Genomic DNA, 25082 nt, shown 5'->3' with positions numbered 1-25082 from the left:
CTCACCTGGAGCGATCCTGTGCGCAGATCTTTTCTCGCGCTGGCCGCCTGCCTCACGCTGACGGCCTGCGGCGGCGGCACCGCGGGCGGCGAGACGTCCGGAAACGCGTCACCGGCAGGGCAGGCCGCCTCGTCGGCCACTCTCACCATCTGGGCCGACCAGAAGCGGTCGGACACCCTCAAGCCCTTCGCCGAGGCGTTCGCCAAGGAGAACGGGATCAATGCCGAGGTCGTCGTGGTCGCGCAGAACCAGCAGCAGACCTTCGTCACCGCCTCCCAGGCGGGCAAGGGCCCGGACGTCCTCGTCGGCGCGCACGACTGGATCGGCAACCTGGTCCAGAACGGGCTCATCGACCCGATCCAGATGACCGCGGACCAGCTGTCCGGCTACGTGGACGTGGCCCGCAAGGCCGTGACCTACGACGGCCAGGTCTACGGTGTGCCGTACGCCGTGGAGAACCTGGCGCTCTACCGCAACACCGACCTGGCCCCCGAGGCTCCCAAGACGTTCGACGAGCTCGTCGCCACCGGACGCAAGCTGAAGGAAGACGGCAAGGTCAAGGAGATCGTGGGCTACCCGGTCAGCCAGCAGAACGGGCAGTCGGGCGACACCTACCACATGTACCCGCTCTACACCTCCGGCGGCGGCCACCTGTTCGGCGCCAAGCCCAACGGCGACCCCGACCCGGGCGACCTCGGCGTCGGCACCCCGGCCTCGGTCGCCGTGTTCGAGAAGATCGCCGCGCTGGGCGAGAAGGGCGCGGGCGCGCTGAAGCGCTCGTTCACCTCCGACAACTCGGCCGCCATGTTCGCCGAGGGCAAGACCGCCTTCATGGTGTCCGGGCCCTGGCGGCTCGCCGAGGTCCGTACGGCCGGGATGAAGTACGACGTCACGCCCGTGCCCCCGTTCAAGGGCGGCGGCCCGGCCCGCAGCTTCGTGGGCGTCCAGTCCTTCTTCGTGGCCAGCAAGGGCAGGAACAAGGCCCTGGCGCAGGAGTTCGTGACCAACACGCTCGCCTCCGACGAGGTCGCCAAGGCGCTGTTCGACGCCGAGCCGCGCATGCCCGCGCTCAAGACCGCGCTGGAGTATGCCGCAGCGAAGGACCCCGACGTCGCCAAGTTCGAGGCCGCGGCCAAGGACGGCGTCCCGCTGCCCGCGATCCCGCAGATGGTCGCGGTGTGGCAGCCGTTCAACGCGCTGATCCACTCCGTCGTCAAGGGCGACCCGGTCGAGCCGGCGGTCAAGGCGGCGGGCAAGGCCATCGCCGAGCAGCTCGGGCAGGCGGGATGACCGTGACGCACGGCTCGGGGCTCCGGTCCGGCCGGCGCGGCTCCGCCCCCGGCTCCGGCGGCGCCGCCTCCGGGGGCGGAGGCGCCAGGCCCGGGGCCCGGCGGAACCCGGCCCGAAGGCGCGCCGCCGGGCCAGGCTCCGCGGCCGCGACGCTGGGCCGGGTGCTGGCCCTCGGCCTGATCATCGGCGTGGCGCTGTGGGCCGCCGCACCGCTGGTCTCCGTGGAGAACTGGATCGGCGTCGGGATCGTCGCGGTGGTGACCGCGGCGGCCCTGTACGTCTACCTGTCACCGCGCCGGCTTCCCGCCAAGTATCTGCTGCCCACGACACTGCTGCTGCTCGCGTTCCAGGTGTTTCCGGTCCTGTACACGATGTCGCTGGCGCTGACCAACGTCGGCGACGGGCACCTCGGCACCAAGCAGGAGGCGATCGCCGCGATCGAGGCGTCGTCCGTACACCGGGAGGCCGGGTCGGCCGAATACCGGCTGACGGTGGCGGAGAAGGGCGGCGCGCTCGTCTTCCTGCTGGCCGACCCGGCCAGGCGCAGGGCGTACGCCGGGACCGGGGACGGGCTGCGCGAGATCGGCGGCGCGACCCTCGGCCCCGGAGGGCGCGTCACGGCGGCGGAGGGCTACACGGTCCTGACGCCGGCCCAGGCCGCCGCCCGCGGGGACGAGGTCGCCTCCCTCGCCGTGCCGGTGGACGGCGGGGCGATCCGCGCCCAGGGCCTGACCCGCGCGTACGAGGGCAGGGCGACGCTCGCCTACACCGCGGGCTGCGACTGTGTGAAGGGCGAGGGACGCACCTGGCGGGCCGACGACGAGCACGGCAGGTTCCTCGCCTCGGACGGCACCGCGCTGCCCCAGGGCTGGAAGGTCGGCGTCGGCTGGTCCAACCTGACCGCCGCGGCGACCAACCCGAAGATCAACACGCACTTCCTCGGCGTGTTCGCGTGGAACCTCTTCTACGCCGTCGCGGTCGTCGGGCTGACCGCCGCGCTCGGGGTGGCCGCGGCCCTCGTGCTGCATCACCCCCGCATGCGCGGGGTCCGGATCTACCGCACCCTGATCGTGCTGCCCTACGCGATGCCCGCCTTCGCGATGCTGCTGGTCTGGCGGGACATGTTCAACACCGACTTCGGTCTCATCAACCGGATGCTCGGCCTCGACGTGGACTGGCTCGGCACTCCGCTCACCGCGCGGGCGTCGGTGCTGCTCGTGCAGCTGTGGCTGGGCTTCCCGTACATGTTCCTGGTGGCCACCGGCGCGCTGCAGACGATCCCGGCCGAATACCTGGAGGCGGCGCAGGTGGACGGGGCGAGCGCCTGGCAGCGGTTCCGCAAGGTCACCCTGCCGCTCCTGCTCCTCGCGCTCGCGCCGCTGCTGGTGTCGTCCTTCGCGTTCAACTTCAACAACTTCAACGGCGTGTTCCTGGTGACCGCCGGCGGCCCGTTCCCTTCGGACAACCCGGCGGTCGGGGCGACCGACCTGCTCATCACGTACACGTTCCGGCTCGCCTTCGGCCAGCAGGGCGCGCAGTACGGCCTGGCCTCCGCGATCTCCATCTACGTCTACCTGATCGTCGCCGTGATCTCGGTCATCGGGTTCCGGCGTACCCGGGCCTTCAAGGAGGTGAGCTGATGCGCGGCATCGCCGCGCGGCACGTCGCCGCGATCGCCGTCACGGCCTTCGCCGTGCTGCCCATCGTTTTCGTGGTCTCCGCCGCGCTCGATCCGATCGGGACGCTGAACTCGGCCACCCTCATCCCGCGCGGGGCGGGGTTCGGCAACGCCGAGAGGCTGTTCGCCACCACGCCCTTCTGGACGTGGTATCGCAACTCGGTGGTCGTCTCCGGACTGACCGCCGCCCTGTCCGTCGCGGTCTCGTCGCTGGCGGCGTACGCCTTCAGCAGGTTCCGCTTCGCCGGCCGGCGGGCGGGGCTGGTGAGCCTTCTCGTCATCCAGGCGTTCCCGCAGTTCCTGGCCATCGTGCCGCTGTACGTGATCTTCAGCGCGATCGGCGACAACTGGCCGGAGTTGGGGCTCAACAGCGTCTGGGGCGTGGTCCTGCTCTACATCGGCGGACAGGTCGGCGTGAACACCTGGCTCATCAAGGGCTTCTTCGACTCGATCCCGAAGGAGTTGGACGACGCCATGCTCATCGACGGGTGCAGCCACACCCAGGCGTTCCGCCGGGTGGTGCTGCCCCTGGCGGCCCCGGTGCTGGCGATCAGCGGCCTGCTGGTCTTCATCGCCACCATCAACGAGTTCCTCATCGCGAGCGTCTTCCTGACCGGGGACGACGCGCGCACCCTGGCCGTCGGCCTGTTCGGCCTGCTGGGCGACCAGCGCAACGCCAACTTCGGCATGTTCGCCGTCGGCACCCTGCTCACCGCGATACCGACGGTCGCCGTCTTCCAGTTCCTCCAGCGTTACATCGTCCACGGGCTCACCGCGGGCGCAGTGAAGGGATGACAGTTGCTCGATCGGGGATTCCACCACGACGGCTCCGCCGACCACGTGAGCACGCTCGCGCCCGAGCCCGGCGAGACCGTGACCGTTTTCCTCCGCACCCCCAAGGACCACCGGACAGGGGTCCACGTGCGGTCGACGCCGGACGGCGAGCCGCACTTCACCGAGGCGGTGGTCGACCGGGAGACACCGGACGAGATCTGGTGGCGGGCCGACGTGACCGTGCGCAACCCGGTGACCCGCTACCGCTTCCTGCTGACCGGCGATGGCGGCTACCGCTGGCTCAACGCCGCCGGTCTGCACGACCGCGACGTTCCCGACTCCGCCGACTTCCGCCTGCTCTCGTACGCGCCCCCGCCGGTTTGGGCGGCCGACTCGATGGTGTACGAGATCTTCCCCGACCGCTTCGCCCGTTCCGGGGCGGACCGGACGTACCCGGCGTGGGCGGTGCCGGCGGGCTGGGACGACCCGGTCACCGGCGCGGGCCCGGACACGAGCGTCCAGGTCTTCGGCGGCGACCTGGACGGCGTGACGGCGCGACTCGACCACGTCACCGGCCTCGGGATGAACACCCTCTATCTGACGCCGGTCTTCCCCGCGCCGTCCAACCACCGCTACAACGCGTCCTCGTTCACCGAGGTCGATCCGCTGCTGGGCGGCGACGCCGCCTACCGGACGCTGGTCGACGAGGCGCACCGGCGCGGCATCCGGATCCTCGGCGACCTCACGACGAACCACTGCGGCTCCACCCACCCCTGGTTCGTCGCGGCGGCGCGGGACAAGGACGCCGCGGAGCGGGAGATGTTCCACTTCGGCGACGACGCCCTCGGCTACGAGGCGTGGATGGGCGTGGCCTCCCTGCCGAAGCTGAACTGGACCGGCGAGCGCCTGCGCCGCCTGATGGCCGGCGACGCCGACTCCGTCGTCCGCAGGTGGCTGCGCTTCGGGCTGGACGGGTGGCGGATCGACGTCGCCAACATGACCGGGCGGCTGCGGGAGACCGACCTCACCCGGGAGGTCGCGGCGCTGATCAGGCGGGCCGCGGCGGAGGAGGACCCGGAGGCGCTGCTCGTCGCCGAGCACGCGCACGACGCGTCGGGCGACCTGGACGGCGACGGCTGGCACGGCACGATGAACTACGCCGGTTTCACCCGGCCGGTGTGGTCCTGGCTGCGCGGGCCGGATGTCGGCCTGCCGTTCCTCGGCGTGCCCGCGCCCATCCCGCGGCTCGGGGCGGACCGGATCGTGCGGACGATGCGCGCCTTCGCCGCCCGCACGTCCTGGCGCTCCCTCGTCCACTCGTGGTCGATCCTCAGCTCGCACGACACGGCCCGCATCCGTACGGTGTGCGGAGGGGACGAGGCGCTCGTGGAGGTCGCCGCCGGTCTGATGTTCACCCTGCCGGGCGCCCCGATGGTCCTCGCCGGGGACGAGCTCGGGCTGGAGGGCGCCTGGGGCGAGGACGGCCGCCGTCCCATGCCCTGGGACCGGCCGGATCGGTGGCGGACCGCGACCCTGGACGCCTACCGGCGACTCGCGGCGCTGCGCCGCGACGAGCCCGCCCTGCGACACGGCGGGCTGCGCTGGCTGCACGCCTCCGCCGACGCGCTGGCCTTCGTCCGGGAACGGGCGGGGGAACGGCTGCTCGTGCTCGCCGCCCGCGCGGCCCACGAGCCCGTACGGCTGCCGCTCGGGACGGCCGGAACGCCGATGTACGGCGGGGCCGGGATCGTCCCCGGGCCGGACGGCACGGTCGTCCTGCCCGCCGACGGCCCCGCCTTCCACGTGTGGCGACTCGGATAGGAATCGACGCCCGTCGGCCGCTCGGCTCGGCGCCGAAACGGCGACGAGGTCTCCGGCAGCGGCGGTCCTTCGTGGAGCCGCCTGCCGGAGACCTCGCCGTTCAGCCATTCGCGCCGCCGGCGACGCGGGCCTCAGCCGCTACCGCCCGCTGCCGGGGCGGAGTGCCGTGCTCAGTTGTAGGGGTTGTCGTAGGTGCCGGTGCTCTTGGTGCGGGTCTGGTACTGGCCGTTGCTGCCGAACCACCCGCCGGTCACGTCGAAGCGGACGTTGCGGACGGTGCTGCCGAAGTTCACCTCGCCGCTGTACAGGAATGCTTGCTGGCACCCGGCATAGGACGTGGTGCCGGTCTGGGTCGGCCAGGACGAGCTCGTGCCGTTGACGTTGATCAGGAAGTAGGGCGCGGGGTAGGCGTGCTGCCAGCACAGCCGCAGCGAGTAGCGGTACTTCGTGTTGCCGTCGTCGAACGCCACCGTGCCGTCCAGGAGGGCCAGCTGCGTCGCGTTGCCGTCGTTGCTCACCAACTGCAGGTAGACCGGCTGGTCCGCGCCGTACGCCGCGTGCGCGGGGCTGAGCGGCAGGAGCGCGGCGGCCATCGCCGCGATGGCGGCGGCGATCGACGTCGACAGGCGACGTCCTCGCGAGCGTGCGGTCAATTCACACCTCATCCGTTGCAGGAGTGCCGAGTGCCCGGAGGTTATTGCCACACTCGCGAACCGATCCAGTGCGGCGATCGAGGGTCTCGATCCGGTCGGGCGTTAAACGACGCGCCCCGGGGACCTTCGGAACAGCGGTTCGCCACAACCAGGACAGAGAGGACGGCGAAGCCGGTCTAAATCCCGACGTGACCGCTGAATGTTTCATCCCGCCCGAGCCCCTGCCGCGTTGACCTGTCCGCCTCCTCGTCTAGATGACGGACGGAACCGGCCCCCGGCGGCTACCTCTCCGGGGGCCGGTCACAGGTCCGGTCGCGGTCAGCAGATCTTGTAGTCCTGCCGCGACGAGTTGTACGCGCAGGAGTCGACCAGCGCGCCGGAGGCGTTCCGCAGGTACGCCTTGTCCTTGGTCTGGTTCCAGATGTACGCGAACGTTCCCCCGCTCCTGCCCCAGTAGAGGGTGGTGGAGGTGTCCTTCCCCCGGCCGGTCCGCAGGGTGACCGTCTTCCCGGCTCCGAGAGTGAACGCGCCGAACGTGTAGACGTGGTCCGATCGCTTCGTGTCGTCGCGGACGGTCCAGCCCTTGAGGCTGACGGCCTTCTTCGTCGTGTTCTTGATCTGCACGTACTCGCCGTTCAGGCTGCTGTTCGCGCCGAAGTCCGGCGAGCCGGGCGAGTCGTAGTAGATCTTGGTGATTCGTACGGCCGGGCCCGCCGCGTAGGCGGGCTGGGACGCGTCGACCACGCCGGCGGCCACCGCTGCGGCTGCCAGCAGGGATCGGGTACGCACAGGGATGCTCCTGGAACGGGGGGACGTGATCGGTATCGATCATATTGATGACCTTTGATACCGATTCGCCATTCCCGTATCGGTTCGGCATCCGATAGGGCGTCCTGCGAAAGAGATCAGTGCGTCACCGGAAGATGCCGGTGTGGCCGAGTGAGTAGCGGCCCGGCTGCGGATACACACACAGCCCGTGCGGCCCCGCGCCGACGGGTATGGTGCGGACGACCCTGCCGTCCCGGGTGTCGAAGACGTAGACGACGCCGTGGTAGCGGCCGCTGAGCCACAGCTTCGTGCCGTCGGCCGACACGCCGCCCATGTCGGGTGAGCCGCCGCCGGGGATCCGCCAGACGTCCACCACCTTCCGCTTCCGGAACGACACGACCGACACCGATCCCTCGCCCCGGTTGGACACGTACAGACGGCGCGAGTCACGGCTGACGTAGAGGCCGTGCGCGCCCCGGCCGGTCGGCATGAACCGCATGACCTTGTACGTCGCCGCGTCCACCAGCCACACCCCGTGCCGCTCCATGTCGGCGACGTAGAAGACGGTGCCGTCGGGCGACAGCTTCACGTCCTGCGGCATGCTCATGTGGCCCAGGTGGATGTGCCGGATCACGCTCGGCGTACGCCAGTCGAGCACGACCAGGTCACCGCTGAACTCGCAGCTCGCGAGGAACACGGAGCCGTCGGCGGTGAAGTCGCCGTGGTTGATGCCCCGGCAGGGCAGCGACAGCGAGCGCAGCAGCTTCATGCTGTGCGGGTCGCGCAGGTCGAGCTGGTTGTTCCGCTCCGCCATCACCAGCGCGTACTTGCCGTCGGGCGAGAAGTACAGGTTGTACGGGTCCTCCACCGGCACCGGGCGGCCGGGCTTGCCGGTGCGGGGGTCGATGGGGGTCAGGGAGTTGCCCTGGTTGTTGTTCACCCACAGCGTCTTGAGGTCCCAGGACGGCACGACGTGCTGGGGCAGCGCCCCGACCGTGAAGTGCCGCACGATCCGGTACGTCTCCGGGTCGATGACGTCGACGGTGCCGCTCTCGCTGTTGGGCACGTACACGAGAGAGCGGAAGCCCCTGACGACGGGGCTGAGCATCCCCGGCCGGTCGGCCGCGTAGATGTCGACCTGATCCCGGCCCTTCGCCTCGACCGGCGCGGACGGCGCCGGCGAAACGGACGCCGGTGGGGCGCTCGCGACCCGCGACCGCACGGCCCCCGGTGACTCGGCACGCGGCGCGGGCGGCTTCGCCGCACAGCCGGCAAGGGCGAATCCTCCGAGGATCATCAGCACCACGGTCACAGCACCGGTCCCACGCGCTCGTCTCACGCCTGCCCCTTCGTCGCGCCGGGCTGTGCCCGGCCGGCCCTCGTACGATCACGACGACCGGCCGCGTACGCGCGCGGGAGCGGCGCGAGCGGCGGGTCGGCGAGACGCTAACGCCCGCCGGGTGCGGCCCGAGAGCGGCTTTACCTGCTTTTTCACGGCCGGTGCTCCGCACTCGACGCCTTGTCGTCCCGGGACCTACGTTCGGGGCACGGCGGACCGGCGAGGAGATGATTCGTAATGGACGACCACGGCCGCCTCTGCGGCGCAGTCGCGCAGAGCGGCATCAGCGGCCTCGATGTCTCCATCCGGCGGTCGTCGTGCGGCCCACGTGCCCGGGAGGATCAAATTCACCCGCCGCGTACGGCACAGGTGTCCATGTACGGCAGTTCCGGGATGTGGATACGCCACTGGGCAGGGGACAGAGCGCCGTTTTCGGCGCAGATCGCTTCGGCGGCCACGTCCGGGTCGACCGTGATCTCCAGCAGCCTGCCGTCGGGATAGGAGACGAGCAGCGCGGTTCGGTTGAACGCCACGATGGGAACGAGGTCGGAAGTGAGTTCGATGCCGGAACCGAGCTGCCGGTGCCCGCGCCACTCCCACAGACCGATGTCGTCGTCGGAGACGGACGCGAACATGCCGCCGGGCGGGTAGGGCACGAGAGCCGTCACGGACGAGGCGTGCGCGATCCGCGGCGGGGCCAGCCGCTCGCGCAACCCGGCTTTCCAGAAGGTCACCCGGCCGGAGGCGTCACCGGTCACGGCCGCGTTCTCCGCGAAGAGCACCTCCCCCTGGGCGCGCGGGTCGGTCTCCCATGCCGACGCCTTCCCCGTGACGGGGTCCATGAGCACCCCGCCGGCTTCGAGCGGTCGGCGCGGGTCGGTGGATCCTTCCAGGGCCAGCCGCCCATCGGGCAGGAAGCCCACGTTCGAGATTTCCATCCGGATGGTCCTGCGCCATGTCCGGGTGGCCACGTCCCACAGTTCGAGTTCCGCGGCGCCGTCCCGGCCTCCCGGCCAGTGGGGGGTGAGTGCGATGGTCCGTCCGTCGGGAGAGAAGACCAGGGTGTGCACCCCCCTCGCCGCCCGCGCCCTCATTTCGAAGGCGCCGATGCGGGCGTTCTTCGCGACGTCCCACAACGTCACCACTTTCGAGATCGGGTGTGCGAGGGCCACCGTACGCCCGTCCGGGCTGAAAACCGGCTCATACCCCCCCGGCTCCAGACTAGCGTTCTCGGGAGGATCGTCCGCCATGGCGGCGCCGAGACGTTTCCTGGTGGCGACGTCCCAGATCCAGACCTTCCAGCCGTCCCGCTTGCCGGTCGCCACCGCGATCAAACGGCCGTCCGGGCTGAACCGCCGTTCCTCCGTCCCCGGAGCGAGCGTGCCGGGCGCGGTGTGGGCGGACAGGTCGTAGGTCTGCACCGTCCCGAACCGGTCCGCCACCCGCAGGAGGCGCCCGTCGCGGGAGAGCCCGTAAAGCAGGCCGGGGCCCGTGGGCGGAGGCGACACGCTCACCCAGCGCATGCGATCGCGCACACTCCACAGGCTCACCTTCCCATCCATGTGCGCGGCGAGGAAACGGCCGTCGACGCTGAACTCCAGCCACTCGGCGGGGAAATCCAGGGGCCGCCCTGAGGCCTTGCCGGTCGCGAGGTCGAACAGCACCACGCCCTTCTCGTCGGTGGCCAGGGCGAGCAGCCGGCCGTCCGGACTGAACACGCCGGTGCTCGCGCGGGCCGGCAACCAGGGTGCGTCGACACGTCTGCCCCGGACGAGATCCCACAGCTGGACACGGCGGGCGGATCGCGATGAACCGGCGGGGTCCGGGGAGCCGGGCGTCATTTCGGCGCTCAGGTCACGGGCCTGCCGGGGGATGACCAGAGCGAGCCGGTCATCCGGGCTGATGTGGACGACCTCCTCCGACAGCACCCGGACGCGCCTCTCGACGTCCCAGGTCTCCGTGGTGTTCTCCCACGCGGCGGTGATGAAACGGCCACTGGGACTGAACTTGAGTGTGTCGGGCGAGAAGGACTCAGGCTCGGGGATGAGTGGTGAACCGCTCCGCGCCGGGCTGTGGACCTGCCACAGCCATACTCCGGACACGTCTGCCACCGCCATGGTTCGCGAGTCGGGGCTGAAGGCGAGCCCCGTGACCTGGCTCTCCCAGCGCACGGCCGCGATCTGCTTCTTCCCCGCGACATCATGGATCCGCAGGACGCCCCGCTCGCCTGTCCTGTCCGCGGTGTAGGACGCCAGCCGGGCGCCGTCCGAGCTGAGCGCGTTCAGCGACCCTTGCGTTCCGTACGGGTCGGTGAACGAGTCGGACATCGGGCTCGACATCGAGTCGAGCAGTTTCCCCTTGGCCTCCGATACGCGGGAGATCCGCCAGGCCGCGAGGCTCAGCCGGCGGGCCAGGACGGGATCGTCCGGACGCGAGGCGGCGGCACGTTGCGCCACCAGTCGGGCCGTCGTCTCCTCCAGGCGCCGCTCGGCGAGGCCGGCCTGCCGTACGGCGCCGATCGAGGCGGCGACGGCGACGACCAGCAGCGCGGCGAGAGCCGCGGCGACACCGGCGCGCAGGCGGGAGGCACGACGGGCGCGGGCGGCGCCGGCCAAGAGGAAGTCGCGCTCCAGGGGCGTGAGATCGTCTCGGTGTTCGTCGGCGAACAGGTTCTCCGCGACGGTCAGGCGCGCGCCCCGGTACAGCGCGCCGGCATCACGGGCGTGCTCGGCCCAGACCGCGGCGGCCTGGGTCAGCTGCCGATGTGCGCGCAGGCGATCGCGGCCCTCGTCGACCCAGCCGCGCAGCCGGGGCCAGGACCCGATGAGTGCCTCATGCGTGAGCTCCACGGCGTCCTGGTGAAGCGTCAGCAGGCGGGCCCCGGCCAGCAACTCGATGACGAGCCCCGTGTCGGGGTCGCCCAGGGGATCCAGCTCGGCGCGGGAAACCGGACGGCGGGTGTCCTCGGTCAGCTCGCCGGGGTTGATCAGCCTGAGCAGCACGCGCCGCGCGCTCCTGGCCTGGGCCGGAGAGAGGCGGGCGTAGAGCTCCTCCGCGGTGTGACTGATGGCCCCCTGCACCCTGCCGGCGCTCTCGTAGGCCTCGAGCGTCAGCGTCTTGCCCCGGCGGCGCCGCCAGGTCTCCCGCAACGCGTGCGACATCAGCGGCAGCGCCCCGGGCTCGTCGGCGACGTCCGCGACGATCGCGGCCGTCAACGCGCGTTCGACCACGAGGCCTTCGGCCATGGCCGGCCGTACGATCGCCTCTCGCAGTTCGTCCCTGGTCATCGCGCCGACCAGCAGACCGGCCTCGCGCAGGGATTCGGCGAGTTCGCGATGCTCCGCGCAGCGCCCGTAGAAATCCGCCCGGACGGCCGCGACCACCCGGAGCGCGCTCTCCGGACGTCGTGAGCTCAGCAGCAGGTCCAGGAACTCCGCACGCTCACGCCGGTCGTGACAGAGGGAGAACACCTCCTCGAACTGATCCACCACTACGAGCGATTCCCCGGACTCGCGCGGAAGCAGCCGGTCGGCATGGCGCATGGGGTGGTCGCCCGGGGTGATGACGGATATCTCGGGCGGCGGCCCTGGCGGCGACGCCCGCAGGGCGGGCACCACCCCTGCCCGCAGCAGGGACGATTTGCCACTGCCCGACGGCCCGAAAACCGCCGCGAAGCGATGCCGTTCCAGCAGGTCGAGCACCATGCGGACAAGCCGTTCGCGTCCGAAGAAACGGGCGGCGTCCCGCACGTCGTAGGAGGCCAGTCCCGGGTACGGAGCCTCGGCCTCGTCGTCTTCCCTCATCTCACGCGCCAGTTCCGCGGCCACGTCCCGCCAGCGGGTCTCCCATTCCGCCAGGTCGCCGCCGCACGCTTCCACGTAGGCGAGGACGACCGGCAGCGAGGCCAGGCGTTCGCCGGCCGCCGCCTGCGACAGGGTGGTGACCGAATAGCCCACGCGTTTCGCCATGGCGCGATAGGTGATCCCACCGGCCTCCTGGCGCAGTTTCCGTAGTGCGTGGGCGAAGCCCTGAACAGGTCCCTCCGCAGGGTCCACCGGTCTTTCTCTACGACCCACTGTTCAGGCGCTCCACTCGCTGGACGACGAAGATCGCTCAAGGAATGAAACTACCTATGTCAAGAAACTTCCACAAACGCAGTCCGCGACAGCCGGGAGGTCCCGTTCTCAGCACGGCCGCCCGAGGGGACCTGGCACGGCGGAGACCGCGTCTCCGGCGGCGACCAGGGGACGCCCACCGGGCGACGGCGGCCCGGGGACACCCGCCGCCGCCCGGCAGGGACCGCGGGACCACGTGAACACCGTGGTCCCGCGCTCTTCGTTCGTGACCGCCTCCTCGCGCGCTGTGTCCCCGGCACGTCACGAGCGGTCCGAGCCGTCGCCGGAGCGTCGGAGCTACATCTTGACGCAGGCGGTGCCCACCCGCTCCCACCTGCCGTTGACGCTGCCGCCCTGCCACCAGGAACCACACACCTTGCGACCCGAGGGGAAGCTCCTCTTCACGGTGCCGCCGACCGAGGCCCGCAGGTAGGAACACCCCGGGTGGTTGCGGCTGCGCTTCTGGTAGAGGATCCTGCCCCGGCCGTCGTACACGGTCACGGTGCCCCTGTAGTCGCAGATCTGGCCGGCATTGCCCCTGTTGACCCAGGCCTCCTTGATGTACTTGCCACTCCTCTTGACGTTGACACAGACGTAGGATTTCGCCCCGGTCATGTGGCATCCGTCCTGGCGGCGGGCCGCCGCTGCCCTCTCGCCCTGGACGTCCAGGGCCGCCGAGGAGCCCACTGCAACCGATGCCGCCCCCGTTGAGGCCGTAGGCGCCGCATGAGCCGGCGCGGCAGTGGACAGAGTGATGACGGCGGCGCTCATGGCCAGGGCCAGCCCCAGGTTTTCTGACTTGCGCATGCTTGTTGCCACTCCTCTCGTCTCGCCGGCCGCAGGCCGCCGCCGGCATGATCGCCTCGGACGCGAGTGGAAGGGGTGAAGCTCCCACCGCCGCCCGCTGGACTACGAGACCCAGATCTATGTGGCGCGTGATTGTTCGGCAGCCCTGTTCAGAGGCCCAAACAAAAAATCGCTACCGGGGGCTTCTGCGGTGTGCGACCGACGGCCGGGCCGTGCCCGGGTTGCGGTGGCCGCCGCCGGTACGTCTCCACGGTGAGGCAGATGTCGAAGTCCGAGTGGCTGAGGATGATCAGGTGTCCCGGCCCGGCGGCCACCAGGCCGTTCTTCTGTGCCTCCCGCAGCAGGTCGTCCTCCCCCGGCGGCTGCGCCGTCGATTCGTCGTACTCGTAGGCCTCCAGCACGCCGTAGTCGGTCCAGGTGCGGTCGCGGGCCACCCGCACGGGCGTGATCCGGGGCCGGTGCCGTGACGCGTCGCAGACCCGCTGGTTCCTCGCCTCCTCGGCCCGGAAGGCGGCATCCTCGGCGTCCAGCCTCGCCTGCACGTCGGCGGCGGCGCGGGGCAGATGGGCGCGATGAGGTAGGCGTCCTCCACGCGGCCCCGATACGCACGGCATCCCGCGCCATCGCCATACCGGCCGTACCCCTCCGGAAGCGGCGGGAGGCGGCCAGCCGGCGGATCCGGTGACGGGGAGCCAGGACGGCCGCCAGCACGCACAGCGCGGCCAGCGTGGGCGCGATGTCGGTGTTCAGGAAGAACATCGGATCATCGGCCACGCTCCACATCCCGAGACAGTCTCGGTCGATGGCCACGTCCACCGCGAAAGCGAGCGGGGCGGTGCCGTAGACGAGCAGCACGAGCGCCGCCTGGACCCGCGCGACGACCGTGCCGACGCGTGGGCGCCGGACCCGTACACAGATCCAGTGAGCGAGGAACGCGACGACGACGCCGGGCAGACCGGCGTATCAGAGCAGAGGCACCCAGTCGAAGACCGTCCACCGTGCCGCGCCCGCCCCCATTGCGGCCTCCCAGCCCGGGCAGAAGGCGTAGGCGGCGTCGATCCCAAAGTAGAGGGCCCCCTTCTGCAAGGAGAGGACGTACGCGGCCCCGGCCAGCGCCGCCGTCAGAGCGGCGGCCCACCACCAACGCGATCTCCGCAGACGCGGTTTCCACGAGACGGGGCGACACGGTAGCGGCGCCCACCGACAGCGGACACCTGCCGCCGCCGGCTCTCGAGACCGGGGCGCCTCAGCGGGCGGCTCCCTCGGCCACGGCGTCGAGCAGTTCGTCCACCGCCTTGCGGTCGGGCAGCGAGGGGCTGGCGCCGGGCAGCGTGGTCGCCAGGGCTCCTGCGGCCATCCCGCGCCGGATGGCCGTGGCGGTGTCGAGGCCCGCCGCGAGGGCCGCGCCCAGGGAGCCGGTGAAGGCGTCGCCCGCGGCGGTGGTGTCCACGGGGGTGACGGGGTAGGCGGGGAAGTGCCGGGTGCGCTCGGGGGTGACCGACAGGGCGCCGGCCGATCCGAGCGTGATGAGCGCGTGCCCCACGCCGCGGTCGAGGAACCAGGCGGCGGCCTGCTCGGCGGACGCGACGTCGACGACCTCCACTCCGGTCAGCGCGGCGGCCTCGCTCTCGTTGGGGGTGACGACGGCGACGTGCGGCCAGACCCGCTCGGGCAGCGGCTGCGCGGGCGCGGGGTCGAGCACCACGGTCAGGCCGGCCCGCGCACCGGCCTCGGCCGCGTGGCAGGCGACCTCGGCGGGGATCTCGAGCTGGAGGAGGAGCACGCTCGCCCTGTCGCGCACGGCCCGGATGCTCTCGTCCACCATCTCGGCGCTGAGGTCGGCGTTGGCGAGAGGGGTCATGACGATGTCGTTCTCGCCCGACGCGTCCACCCTGATGTGCGCGACGCCCGTACGGTTGCCGACGGAGCGTACCTCCGTCAGCGCCACGCCGTGGGAGCGCAGCGCCGACGAGACGATCTCGCCGAACGGATCCGTGCCGACGCAGCCGACCAGCCAGGTGGGCGCTCCCGCGCGGGCGGCGGCGACCGCCTGGTTCGCGCCCTTCCCCCCGAGGACCAAGGTGACGTCGTCGCCGAGCACGGTCTCTCCCCGGCGCGGGAGGCGGCGGGTGAAGGCGGTGACATCCGCGGAGATGCTCCCGACGACGACGACACCTTTCGGTTCCATGACGTTCCTCCTGTTTCAGGCTGTTGGTGCTACGGCGACGCTCAGGAGGCCCGGCCGAGCGTCTCGATCGCGCCGATCATGAGATCCCAGAACCGGTCGCGGTCCAGCCCGATCCCGACGTTCGCGTTGGGCTTCCAGTCCATGCGACGGTGCAGGTCGGCCACGGTCGCTCCCCGGGTGTGCCGGCCGTCCAGCTCGATCCGCAGGCCCACCCGCTCATACGTCAGGACCTCGGGATCGATCAGGTACGCCACCGTGATCGGGTCGTGCAGCGGCGGCGCGGGGAACCCCCACGTCTCGTGGTAGGTGGACCCGAAGAACGTGAGCAGTTCCACGCAGACGCGGGCGAGCGGGGTGCCGAGCGCCTCGATCCTGGCGAGCACGTCGGCGGTCACCAGCGCCTGGTGGCTGACGTTGAGCCCGACCCACGTCGTCCGCACGCCGCTGCCGAGCACCTCCGCCGCCGCCTCCGGATCGGCGTACACGTTGAACTCCGCGTACGGCGTGTGGTTGCCGCGATCCGTGGAGCCACCCATGATCACGACTTCCCTGATCCGCTCGCGGTCCTCCGGGTGACGGCGGAGCAGCGTGGCGATGTTCGTCAGCGGGCCGATGGCCACCACGGTCACCGGCTCGGCGGCGGCCGCCAGCGTGTCGTGGATGAGGTCCACACCGTGGCGGGGGTCGAGCGGGACGCTCGGCTCCCCGAACGCCGGGCCGTCCAGGCCGCTCTCCCCGTGCACGTAGTCGCCGATCTCCAGCGGCGCCGCGAGCGGGCGGTCGCAGCCGGCGGCGACCGGCACATCGGTGACGCCGGCCAGGCTCAGCATCCGCCGCGCGTTGAGCGCGGTCTTCTCCACCGTCTGGTTCCCCGCGACCGTCGCGACCGCGCGCAGGTCGATCGCCGGATGGGCCACCGCGAGCAGGATGGCCATGGCGTCGTCGTGCCCGGGGTCGCAGTCGAGGATCACCGGGATCGGCATGTCAGATCTCCTTCGCGAGCCAGCGGACCGCCCGCGTGAACAGGGTGCGGTAGCCGTCCCAGGAGACGAACTCGTCCGGGCACCAGTGCGGCGCGATGTCGGAGGCCCAGGCGAGCGTGCGGCCCGCCCCTGCCTGCCGTACGGCGAGCAGGGGGTCGCCGCCGACGGTCGCGAGCAGCGTCGCGTCCTCGGGCAGTGCGAACCGGTTGTAACCGAGCAGGTCGGGCCACTGGGCGGGAAGTCCGGCCACGATGGGGTGCGCGTCGTCGGCGAGCAGGCCGGGCACGCCCTGCGGGGTCTCGACGCGGTCGTCGTAACGGGAGATCCGGGCGGGGAGCACCCGTTCGACCGCCGTGCCGGCGAAGGCGGCCTTCGCCTCGAAGCCCTGGAAGCTCAGGTAGCCGCCGGCCATGGCGAGGCCGCCGCCCTGCTCCACCCAGTCGGCCAGCAGGTCGATCCGGTTGACCGTCTTCTCGCTGGCCAGCCAGGTGGCCGGGTGCAGCAGGATGCTGTTGGCCCCGATGTCGGAGAGCACGATCACGTCGTAGGCGGCCAGCGCCTCGGGCGTGCCGGGGAACAACGCGGGCACGTCGTGCGCGGGCAGGTGGTCGACCTCGATGCCGTCGGCCACCAGAACGTCCCGCAGCGGATCGATTCCGGTGTGGTAGGTGGTCGTGGTGAACGCGTCGAAGCCCTTGTAGTGGGTCGACTGGCTCACCCACGATTCGCCGGCGACCAGCACGCGGGTCATGGAAATCGTCTCCTTCTGTTTGTGTGTGATCAGTGGCCGCGCGCGGCGGCGAGGAAGAGTTCGCGCGGGTTGTCCGCGAGCAGCCGGGTGGTGTCGTCGGCGGTCAGCCCGTGCCGGTGCAGGCGCGGGACGAAACGGGTGAGGATGTGGGCGTAGCCGGTGCCGCCGTAGCGGACGAGCATGGTCTTCAGGAACACGTCCTGGGAGAGCAGCACCCGGGGCCCGAGCCCGGCGCGGACCAGCCACGCCACCGCGGCGGCGTTCTCCTCGTCGCACGGGGACTGGCCCTCGCCCGGGTAGAGGTAGTCCATGCCGCACATGTCGTAGCCGAGGTAGGCGCCGCGCAGTGCGAGGGACACCTGGTAGTCGCGGTCCGCCCCGCTGGGGTTGAGGTGCGAGAGCACGGTGCCGGCGAGCAGGCCGCCCTCCTCGGCGATGACGTCGAGCACACGGTGGCCGTGCCGCACCCAGCCGGGGAGGTGGACCGAGAGCGGCACGCCGGTGCGGGCCTGCGCCCGGGCCGCGCCGCGCAGCACCTTCTCCTCCTCGGCGGTGAAGTCCGGCGAGACGCCGATCTCGCCGATCACGCCGGCGCGGACTCCGTCCACACCCTCGGTCAGGTCGCGCTCGATCTCGTCGGCGACGTCCGCCGCGGTCATCGAGCGGACCCGGGCCGGATGGGTCTTCTCCAGGTAGAAACCGCAGCCCATGACGACGTTCAGCCCGGTGGCGCGGGCGATCGCGACCAGCTCGGCGGGCGCCCGCCCGATCCCCTCGGGGGTCACCTCGAGCAGCGTGCGCCCGCCGCGCTCGGCGAACCTGCGCACCTCCTCGATCGCGGTCCCCGTGTCGTCCAGCGACACGTTGTCCCGGGAGAGGTACGGGTCGTGGCGGAGCCTGCCGAGGAACTCCATCCGCACGGGGTCGCGGGCGATCAGCTCGCCCTCGGCGTCGCCCTCGGGCGCGGGGTGCCAGGCGCGGGCGCCGTCGTTGCGCAGGTGCTCGTGGCAGAGCGTGATCCCGAGGTCGTCGGGGGACACCGGGCCGAGCACGGTCGTCACGGCCGGAGGCCGGGCTGCGGACGTCATTTCCGGATCGCTCCGAACTTCGCCCACACCTTGCTGTTGGCGAAGATGGCCAGCAGCAGGATGCCGCCCTGGACGATCTGCACGTAGAACGGCGAGACGTGCAGCAGCACCAGGCCGTTGGCGATCACGCCGAGCGTGAGCGCGCCGAGGATCGTGCCGAGCATGCTCGCCCGGCCGCCGAAGAGGCTGGTGCCGCCGAGCACGACGGCCGTGATGACCTCCAGTTCGAAGCCGCTGCCGGCGTTGGACGAGCCGGAGCTGAGGCGGGTGGCGATCAGCACGCCCGCGACCGCGGCCGCCAGGCCGGTGAGCACGTAGACGGTCAGCCCGACCTTCCGCGTGTTCACACCGGTGCGGCGCAGCGACTCGCCGTTGGAGCCGAGGCCGATGACGTAGCGGCCGAACGGCGTCCGGGTGAGGACGAGCCAGCCGACGAGCGCGACGATCACGGCGAGGATGGCGGGGACGGGCACCCCGGCGATGCGGCCCTGGCCGATCTGGACGATCCAGAGGTCGCCGTCGATGGGGGTCGAGTAGCCCTCGGTGGCGCGCAGCGCCGTACCCCGCATGATCGACAGCATCGCGAGCGTGACGATGAACGGCGGGATGTTCTGGTAGGAGGAGAACCATCCGTTCACGAACCCGATCAGCGCGCCGAGCGCGAGGATCGCGACCAGGGCGAGGGTGGGGTTCCACCCGTGCTGCAGCACGATCGCGAGCAGCGACCCGGACAGCGCGACCGTGGAGCCGACCGACAGGTCGATGCCGGAGGTGCTGATCACGAAGGTCATCGCGGTCGCGACGACCAGCGTGGGGGCGATCTGCCGCAACAGGTTGAGCAGGTTGCCCGTCGTGGCGAACCGGTCGGCGGAGAACGCGAAGAAGATCAGTAGGACCACCAGCACGACCGCGATCGCGATCGTCTGCGCGTGCCGGCCGATGTGGGCGTTGGCCCGGGCCGACCTGGTGGTGACGACCCGCTGGCTGGTGACGGTCACCGTCGCCTCCCCTCCTTCTCTCCCTCGTCGTGGGCGACGATCTCGGACACGAGCCGTTCGAGGCTCGTGTTCTGGGCGTCCAGGTCGGCCCTGAGCGTGCCCTCGTACATGACGCACAGCCGGTCGCAGACCCGGAAAAGGTCCTGCAGACGGTGCGTGATGAGGATCACCGAGACGCCCTGGGACGAGACCGTCTTGATCAGTTCGAGGACGGTCTCGACCTCGGCGACGGCGAGCGCCGCCGTCGGCTCGTCGAGGATGAGCAGCTTGGGCCCGAAGGTCACCGCCCGGGCGATGGCGACCGCCTGCCGCTGGCCGCCGGACAGCCCTCCGACGGGGATGTCCGTCAGCGGGATCCGGATGTTCAGGGCGTCAAGGTGGCGACGGGCGTCCGCGTGCATCTTGCGGACGTCCAGCATCATCCCGCCGGCCTTGCGCGGCTCCCTGCCGAGGAACAGGTTCCCGGCCACGTCGATGTCGTCGCAGAGCGCGAGGTCCTGGTAGACCATCTCGATGCCCAGCTCGCGGGCGTCCCTGGGGTTGGCGAAGGCGACCGGCCGGCCGTCGAAGACGATCTCGCCGGAGTCCGGCACGACGGCGCCGGCCAGCACCTTCATCAGGGTGGACTTGCCGGCCGCGTTGTCGCCGACGAGCCCCACCACCTCTCCCGGGCCGACGCGCAGCGTCACGCCGCGCAGCGCGTCGACCATTCCGTAGCGCTTGCGGATGTCGCGCATGACCACTCGATCAACGCGACCCGCCTCTTGGTCCGTCATGCGAGTCCCTTCGCCGCTCACTTGAACGTTGCGCGGTACGGGTCGACGTTGTCCTTGGTCACGATCGTCACGGGCACGTCGATCTTCTTCTTCGCCTGGGCGCCGCCGACCAGGGCCTTGGCCTCCTTGACGGCCTCGTAGCCCTCGGTCTTCGGGTCCTGCTGGACCACCCCGGCGACGAACCCCTCGTCGATGCCGTTGATGGCCTCCTTGGTCAGGTCCCAGCCGAAGACCTTGACCCGGTCGGCCGCGTTCTGCGACTTCACCGCGGCGACCGTGCCGAGCAGGGCCGGCTCACCCGTGGCGTACACGATGTTCATGTCGGAGCGGGAGGTGAGCAGGTTCTCCGCGGCCGTCATCGCGGCCTCCTGCTTGTTCTGCCCGTCGACGGTCTGCACGATCTTGGCGCCCGCGCCCTCGACGGTCTTGTTGAAGTCGTCCTTGCGGATGTTCTGGATGAAGGAGTTCAGCGCGCCCACGACGCCGATCTTCGGCGCGGTCAGGCCCTGCGCCTTGGCCCACTTGTTGACGAAGTCGCCCGCCTGCTGTGCCGCCGCGGCGTTGTCCACGCCCACCTGGGTGTCCACGGCGGGCGAGTCGACGATCGCGTCCACGGCGACGACCTTCAGCCCGGCGTCCTTGGCGATCTTCACGGCGGGCTTGATGCCCTCGACGTCGATGGCGACCACGATGACCGCGTCGAACTGCTGCTGGACGAAGTTGTCGATGGCCTCGTTCTGCTTGGCCGGGTCGTCGTTGGCGTTGAAGATCGTGAGATCGACGTTCGCCTCCTTCGCCGCCTGCTGGGCGCCGGCGTTCATCTCGTTAAAGAAGATCGCCTGCTGGTTGATCTGGACGAGCCCGACCCGCGGCCGGTCTCCGCCGGAGCCCCCGGAAGAGCCGGAGTCGTCGGAACCGCCACAGGCCGCCGCCAGCAGGCCGGTGGCCAGGATCGTCGTCGCCGCTGTCAGGCGGATGAGCCTCGTGGATCGCGCCATGAGAGATGAGCCTTTCGGGGGGGCCGGGAAGGAGTGAGATCGATTGGGTAATCGATTACCCGAGTTTCGGGCATGCTAGTGGGACCAAAAAAGCACCGTCAAGGGTGCTTTTTCCTCACAGAACCTCTATCGTTCCGTGTGATCCTGGCGTCACAAAGGTCGACAAGGTCGATCGTTGGCAAAGATCAAGGGAAATCGATTACACGATGGGCGTGACGATTCACGACGTGGCACGAGCGGCCGGCGTCTCCGTGGCCTCGGCCTCCCGTGCCCTCTCGGGGCGGCGCAAGGTCACGCCCGAGATCGCCGAGCGGGTGGCGCGCGCCGCGGCCGAACTCGGTTACCAGCCGAACGCGGTCGCCAAGGCGCTGCGCGACCAGACCACCGGCACCATCGGCATGGTCGTCCCGGGCATCGGCAACCCGTTCTTCACCACGATCGTCGAGGCCGTGGAGCGCGAGCTGCAGAACTCCGGCACCGACCTGCTGCTGTGCGCGTCCCAGTACAGTCCGCAGGTCGAGGCCCGGAGGCTGGAGACCCTGCTGGCCCGGCGCGTGGACGGCCTGATCATCAGCCCGTGCGACATCGAGGCCAGCGTCCCCGCGGTGCTGGACGCGGCCCGCCGGGTGCCGCTGGTGCAGGTCGACCGCTACATCGAGGGCGGCGGGGCCGACTGGGTGGGCGTGGACGACGAGGCCGGGCTGGCCCTCGCGGTCGAGCACGTGATCGCGGGCGGGGCCCGCTCGGTGGTCTTCGCGGGGAGCCGCCTGGAGAGTTCCTCCGCCCGGTTGCGGCTCAGCGGGTTCGAACGCACCGCCGCGCGGGCCGGCGTGGAGGTCCTGCCGCCGCTGCTGGGCGAGTTCACCCTCGAATGGGGCGTCGAGGCCGGGCGCAGGCTGCTCGACGCCGGCCGGCTGCCGGACGCGGTCGTCTGCGCGAACGACGAGATCGCGGTGGGCCTGGTGCGGTCGCTGCGGTTCGGCGGAGCGCGCGTCCCCGAGGACGTGGCCGTGGTGGGGTTCGACGACGTGGGACACGCGACGATGTGCGACCCGCCGCTCAGCACGGTTCGTCAGCCGGTGGAGGAGATGGCGGCGGAGGCCGTACGCCTGCTCGGCCAGGTCAAGGCCGGCGACCCCCGGCCCGCGCAGCGCATCGCCATCGCGCCCCGGCTCGTCGTACGGCAGACCAGCCGGCCGGTGGCGGCCGGCATCGCAGAGTAAGTGACGGAAGGAGGCCGCGTGAACGAGGCGGTCGAGCTGGCACGCGAGCTGATCAGGATCGACTCGGTGGGCGGGGGCGAGGCGGCGGTGGCCGGCCCGCTCGCGAGACGGCTGTCGGACGCCGGTTTCGCGGTGCGCGCGCACGAGCACGCGCCCGGCCGTACCGGGCTGGTCGCCCGCTGGGGGACGGGCGAGCCGGTGACGCTGACCGGGCACCTCGACACGGTGCCGCTGGGCACGCAGGCGTGGCGGCACGCGCCGCACGGCGCGGAGATCGACGGCGACCGCCTGTACGGGCGTGGTTCGAGCGACATGAAGGCCGGCGTCGCCGCGCTGGTGATCGCCGCTGAGCGGCACGTGCGCCGCACCGGGCCGAAGGCCGCCCTGGAGATGGTCTTCACCGTGGGCGAGGAGACCGGCTGCGAGGGCGCGGCCGGCATGGTGGCCGAGGGTCTGGTGGGCAGGTCGCGCGCCCTGCTCGTGGCCGAGCCGACCGCCAACCGGGTGCTGCTCGGGCACAAGGGCGCGCTCTGGCTGGAGGCGACGACGCGAGGCACGACGGCGCACGGCTCGATGCCCCATCTGGGCGACAACGCGATCTACAAGCTCGCCCGCGTGATCGGCGCCGTCGAGACGTTCGACACCGGGGTGCCGGACCACCCCTGGCTCGGCCCCTCCACGGTGAACGTGGGAACCGTGCACGGCGGGATCAACGTGAACTCCGTGCCCGATCTGGCCGCCGCGACCATCGACCTGCGCACCGTCGCCGGCCAGGACCACGGACGACTCCGCGAGCGGTTGCAGGCCGCGCTCGGTGACGAGGCGGCCCTCGACGTGCTCGTGGACCTGCCCGCGATCTGGACGGACCCGGACGACCCCTTCGTACGGGCCCTGGTCGAGGCGGGGGCGGGTGCGCCCGGCGATCGCCCGGCGGCCAGCTACTTCACCGACGCCTCGATCCTCGCCGCCGCCTGTGGCGGGGCGCCCACGGTCATCTGCGGCCCGGGCGAGCCCGAGCAGGCGCACGTCACCGACGAGTACTGCCTGGTCCACCGGATCGAGGAGGCCGTCGAGATCTACGCCGCCGCCCTCGGGCGCTTCGCTTGATCACGTAACGGCCGCACGGCGGGCACCGGACGGTTATCGTCGGATTGTGGCAAGGCGATCATCAGACCGCCGGTGACCCGAGGAGGTCGCGTGCGCGACATGTCCCCGCCCCTGCACATGCGACGGGACGGATTCCATCCCGTCCCGGAGCTCTCCGCGCTGCGGAACGACGAGGGGGTCGCCCGGATCCGCACCGTGTTCGGCACCGACGCCTGGCTGGTCACCAGGTTCGAGGACGTCCGTACGGTGCTGAGCCATCCCGAGCTGTACAGCAACGCCCTCGTGCCTCCGCTCCGGCCGCCCGGCGCACCGCCGCCCAGTGCGGAGGAGGTCGCCGAGATGCGCGCCGGCAACCTGCTCGGCTCCGACCCGCCCGAGCACACCCGGCTGCGCCGGATGCTCACGCCGCAGTTCACCGTCCGCCGGATGCGCAGGCTGGAGCCCAGAGTCCAGCAGATCGTCGACGACCATCTGGACGCCATGGAGCGCGGCGGGCCGCCCGCCGACCTGGTGACGGACTTCGCCCTCCCGGTTCCCTCCCTGGTGATCTGCGAACTGCTGGGCGTGCCGTACGCCGACCGGGCCGGCTTCCACGACACGTCCAAGCGGATCCTGGACGTGTCCCTGTCTCCGGACGAACGCGCGGCCGCTGCGTCGGAGGCCCGGGCGTACATCGCAGGCCTGATCAAGACGATCCGGAACGATCCCGGTGAGGATCTGCTCGGGATGCTCGTACGCGAGCACGGCGACGAGTTGAGCGACGCCGAACTCGCCGGCATCGGCAGCCTGCTGCTGCTCGCCGGACACGAGACCACGGCCAACATGCTGTCTTTGGGCACGCTCGCCCTGCTGCGGCACCCCGGCCAGCTCACGCTGCTGCGTGACGAGCCGGACCGCGTGGACGCCGCCGTCGAGGAACTGCTGCGGTGGCTGAGCATCGTGCATTCCGGAACAGTCAAGATGACGACGACCGAGGTCCGGCTGGGCGATCGGACCATCGGCCCCGGCGAGACCGTCATCTGCTCCCTGCCCGCCGCCAACCGCGACCCGGGGCTCGCCCCGAACCCGGACGACCTGGACATCCGCCGGGATGTCATCGGCCACGTCGCATTCGGACACGGCATCCATCACTGTCTCGGCGCTCCCCTGGCCCGCATGGAGATGCGGATCGCGTTCCCCGCCCTGCTGCGCCGGTTCCCCGGTCTGCGACCGGCGGGCGAGCCCCTGTTCCGCTCCTCCACCGTCGTACACGGCCTGACCACGATGCCGGTCGCCTGGTAGGCGTCCCGCTCACCGCCGAGCACCCGGCCCTCCCGCGTTCGACGCCGAGGGCCGGCTCTCGCTCGTAACGGTCGCGACCGCGAACAACGAACTCGTCCGCCGTCCGGATTCGAGACCTCGCCGCCGGATCCGGCCGGCGGCCGATCACTTCACCGACGCCTCGGTCCTCGCCGCCGCCTGTAGATCTACACCGCCGCCCCGGCCGGGCTCGTCCCCTGACACGCGGTCGCTTGTATTAGATATTTACAGCACCGAAAACTTTTCGGGCCTGTGGAAATGTCGGGCACCCTTGTCTGAAACTTTCCAGGCGCGGGCCGCGTTCTTCCACGTTCCCCGCGGATTTCGGTGCGACTCATTGACAGAGCCGATCGCATTCATCACCGTACGCGGTTGTTAGCGTTCACAAGTTCGTGGCTCGCGCCCCCGGGAGCGCATTCATGGTTG

Annotated in this window: 21 protein-coding genes; 7 read left to right on the top strand and 14 right to left on the bottom strand. The window is 71.1% G+C overall.

Annotated elements, in window-relative coordinates:
- Window positions 1-18: 18 nt before the first annotated feature.
- The 4 genes from IL992_RS35700 to IL992_RS35685 are packed head-to-tail and all read left to right on the top strand — an operon-like array spanning window position 19 to window position 5563.
- A complete protein-coding gene (locus IL992_RS35700) occupies window positions 19-1290 on the top strand; it encodes a sugar ABC transporter substrate-binding protein (RefSeq protein ID WP_193207720.1) in 1272 nt (423 codons plus the stop codon).
- Window positions 1287-2930, top strand: a complete 1644-nt coding sequence (locus tag IL992_RS35695; RefSeq protein WP_193207719.1) for an ABC transporter permease subunit — start codon at window positions 1287-1289, stop codon at window positions 2928-2930. The genes IL992_RS35700 and IL992_RS35695 overlap by 4 nt, the downstream gene beginning before the upstream one ends.
- A complete protein-coding gene (locus IL992_RS35690) occupies window positions 2930-3763 on the top strand; it encodes a sugar ABC transporter permease (RefSeq protein ID WP_193207718.1) in 834 nt (277 codons plus the stop codon). The genes IL992_RS35695 and IL992_RS35690 overlap by 1 nt, the downstream gene beginning before the upstream one ends.
- Before the next feature lie 3 nt (window positions 3764-3766).
- The gene (locus tag IL992_RS35685; protein WP_193207717.1) at window positions 3767-5563 is read left to right on the top strand and encodes an alpha-amylase family glycosyl hydrolase; all 1797 of its coding nucleotides are present in this window, start codon (window positions 3767-3769) and stop codon (window positions 5561-5563) included.
- A gap of 170 nt (window positions 5564-5733) precedes the next feature.
- On the opposite strand, the gene IL992_RS35680 is transcribed toward IL992_RS35685, so the two are convergent.
- The 14 genes from IL992_RS35680 to IL992_RS35620 form a co-directional block, all read right to left on the bottom strand.
- Window positions 5734-6216, bottom strand: coding sequence for a hypothetical protein (locus IL992_RS35680; RefSeq protein WP_193207716.1), 483 nt, complete (start codon window positions 6214-6216; stop codon window positions 5734-5736).
- Window positions 6217-6534: 318 nt separating this feature from the next.
- The gene (locus IL992_RS35675; RefSeq protein ID WP_193207715.1) at window positions 6535-7005 is read right to left on the bottom strand and encodes a lamin tail domain-containing protein; all 471 of its coding nucleotides are present in this window, start codon (window positions 7003-7005) and stop codon (window positions 6535-6537) included.
- 124 nt (window positions 7006-7129) lie between these two features.
- Complete coding sequence (locus tag IL992_RS35670; protein ID WP_226874355.1) at window positions 7130-8323, bottom strand: YVTN family beta-propeller repeat protein; 1194 nt, start codon at window positions 8321-8323, stop codon at window positions 7130-7132.
- 347 nt (window positions 8324-8670) lie between these two features.
- The gene (locus IL992_RS35665) at window positions 8671-12378 is read right to left on the bottom strand and encodes an nSTAND1 domain-containing NTPase (RefSeq protein ID WP_193207714.1); all 3708 of its coding nucleotides are present in this window, start codon (window positions 12376-12378) and stop codon (window positions 8671-8673) included.
- A gap of 357 nt (window positions 12379-12735) precedes the next feature.
- Window positions 12736-13053, bottom strand: a complete 318-nt coding sequence (locus tag IL992_RS35660) for a hypothetical protein (protein WP_193207713.1) — start codon at window positions 13051-13053, stop codon at window positions 12736-12738.
- A gap of 341 nt (window positions 13054-13394) precedes the next feature.
- Window positions 13395-13787 carry a hypothetical protein gene (locus IL992_RS35655; protein WP_193207712.1) on the bottom strand — a complete coding sequence of 131 codons (393 nt, stop codon included), beginning with the start codon at window positions 13785-13787 and terminating at the stop codon, window positions 13395-13397.
- 421 nt (window positions 13788-14208) lie between these two features.
- Window positions 14209-14331 (bottom strand): hypothetical protein, encoded by a 123-nt coding sequence (locus tag IL992_RS47955; RefSeq protein ID WP_264295159.1) that lies wholly within the window; start codon window positions 14329-14331, stop codon window positions 14209-14211.
- 160 nt (window positions 14332-14491) lie between these two features.
- Window positions 14492-15433, bottom strand: a complete 942-nt coding sequence (locus IL992_RS35650) for a ribokinase (RefSeq protein ID WP_193207711.1) — start codon at window positions 15431-15433, stop codon at window positions 14492-14494.
- A gap of 41 nt (window positions 15434-15474) precedes the next feature.
- The gene (locus tag IL992_RS35645; RefSeq protein ID WP_193207710.1) at window positions 15475-16416 is read right to left on the bottom strand and encodes a nucleoside hydrolase; all 942 of its coding nucleotides are present in this window, start codon (window positions 16414-16416) and stop codon (window positions 15475-15477) included.
- Between the two features lies 1 nt (window position 16417).
- A complete protein-coding gene (locus IL992_RS35640) occupies window positions 16418-17167 on the bottom strand; it encodes a glutamine amidotransferase (RefSeq protein ID WP_079314840.1) in 750 nt (249 codons plus the stop codon).
- 29 nt (window positions 17168-17196) lie between these two features.
- The gene (locus IL992_RS35635; RefSeq protein WP_193207709.1) at window positions 17197-18255 is read right to left on the bottom strand and encodes a phosphotriesterase family protein; all 1059 of its coding nucleotides are present in this window, start codon (window positions 18253-18255) and stop codon (window positions 17197-17199) included.
- Entirely contained in the window at window positions 18252-19253 is a 1002-nt protein-coding gene (locus tag IL992_RS35630; protein ID WP_193207708.1) for an ABC transporter permease, read from the bottom strand. Before IL992_RS35630 ends, IL992_RS35635 begins: the two co-directional genes overlap by 4 nt.
- Window positions 19250-20029 carry an ATP-binding cassette domain-containing protein gene (locus tag IL992_RS35625; RefSeq protein ID WP_226874354.1) on the bottom strand — a complete coding sequence of 260 codons (780 nt, stop codon included), beginning with the start codon at window positions 20027-20029 and terminating at the stop codon, window positions 19250-19252. The genes IL992_RS35630 and IL992_RS35625 overlap by 4 nt, the downstream gene beginning before the upstream one ends.
- A 17-nt stretch (window positions 20030-20046) precedes the next feature.
- Window positions 20047-21027 (bottom strand): substrate-binding domain-containing protein, encoded by a 981-nt coding sequence (locus IL992_RS35620; RefSeq protein ID WP_193207707.1) that lies wholly within the window; start codon window positions 21025-21027, stop codon window positions 20047-20049.
- A 206-nt stretch (window positions 21028-21233) separates the two neighbouring features.
- On the opposite strand from IL992_RS35620, the gene IL992_RS35615 reads away from it, so the two are divergent.
- The 3 genes from IL992_RS35615 (at window position 21234) to IL992_RS35605 (ending at window position 24638) form a co-directional block, all read left to right on the top strand.
- Entirely contained in the window at window positions 21234-22250 is a 1017-nt protein-coding gene (locus tag IL992_RS35615) for a LacI family DNA-binding transcriptional regulator (protein ID WP_193207706.1), read from the top strand.
- An 18-nt stretch (window positions 22251-22268) separates the two neighbouring features.
- Window positions 22269-23357, top strand: a complete 1089-nt coding sequence (locus IL992_RS35610) for a M20 family metallopeptidase (RefSeq protein WP_193207705.1) — start codon at window positions 22269-22271, stop codon at window positions 23355-23357.
- Window positions 23358-23456: 99 nt separating this feature from the next.
- Window positions 23457-24638, top strand: a complete 1182-nt coding sequence (locus tag IL992_RS35605; protein ID WP_226874375.1) for a cytochrome P450 — start codon at window positions 23457-23459, stop codon at window positions 24636-24638.
- The last annotated feature ends 444 nt before the right edge of the window (window positions 24639-25082 follow it).

The sequence above is a fragment of the Microbispora sitophila genome (assembly GCF_014892245.1).
Classification (GTDB): Bacteria; Actinomycetota; Actinomycetes; order Streptosporangiales; family Streptosporangiaceae; genus Microbispora; species Microbispora siamensis.
This window is presented reverse-complemented; position numbering and strand designations above follow the sequence as displayed.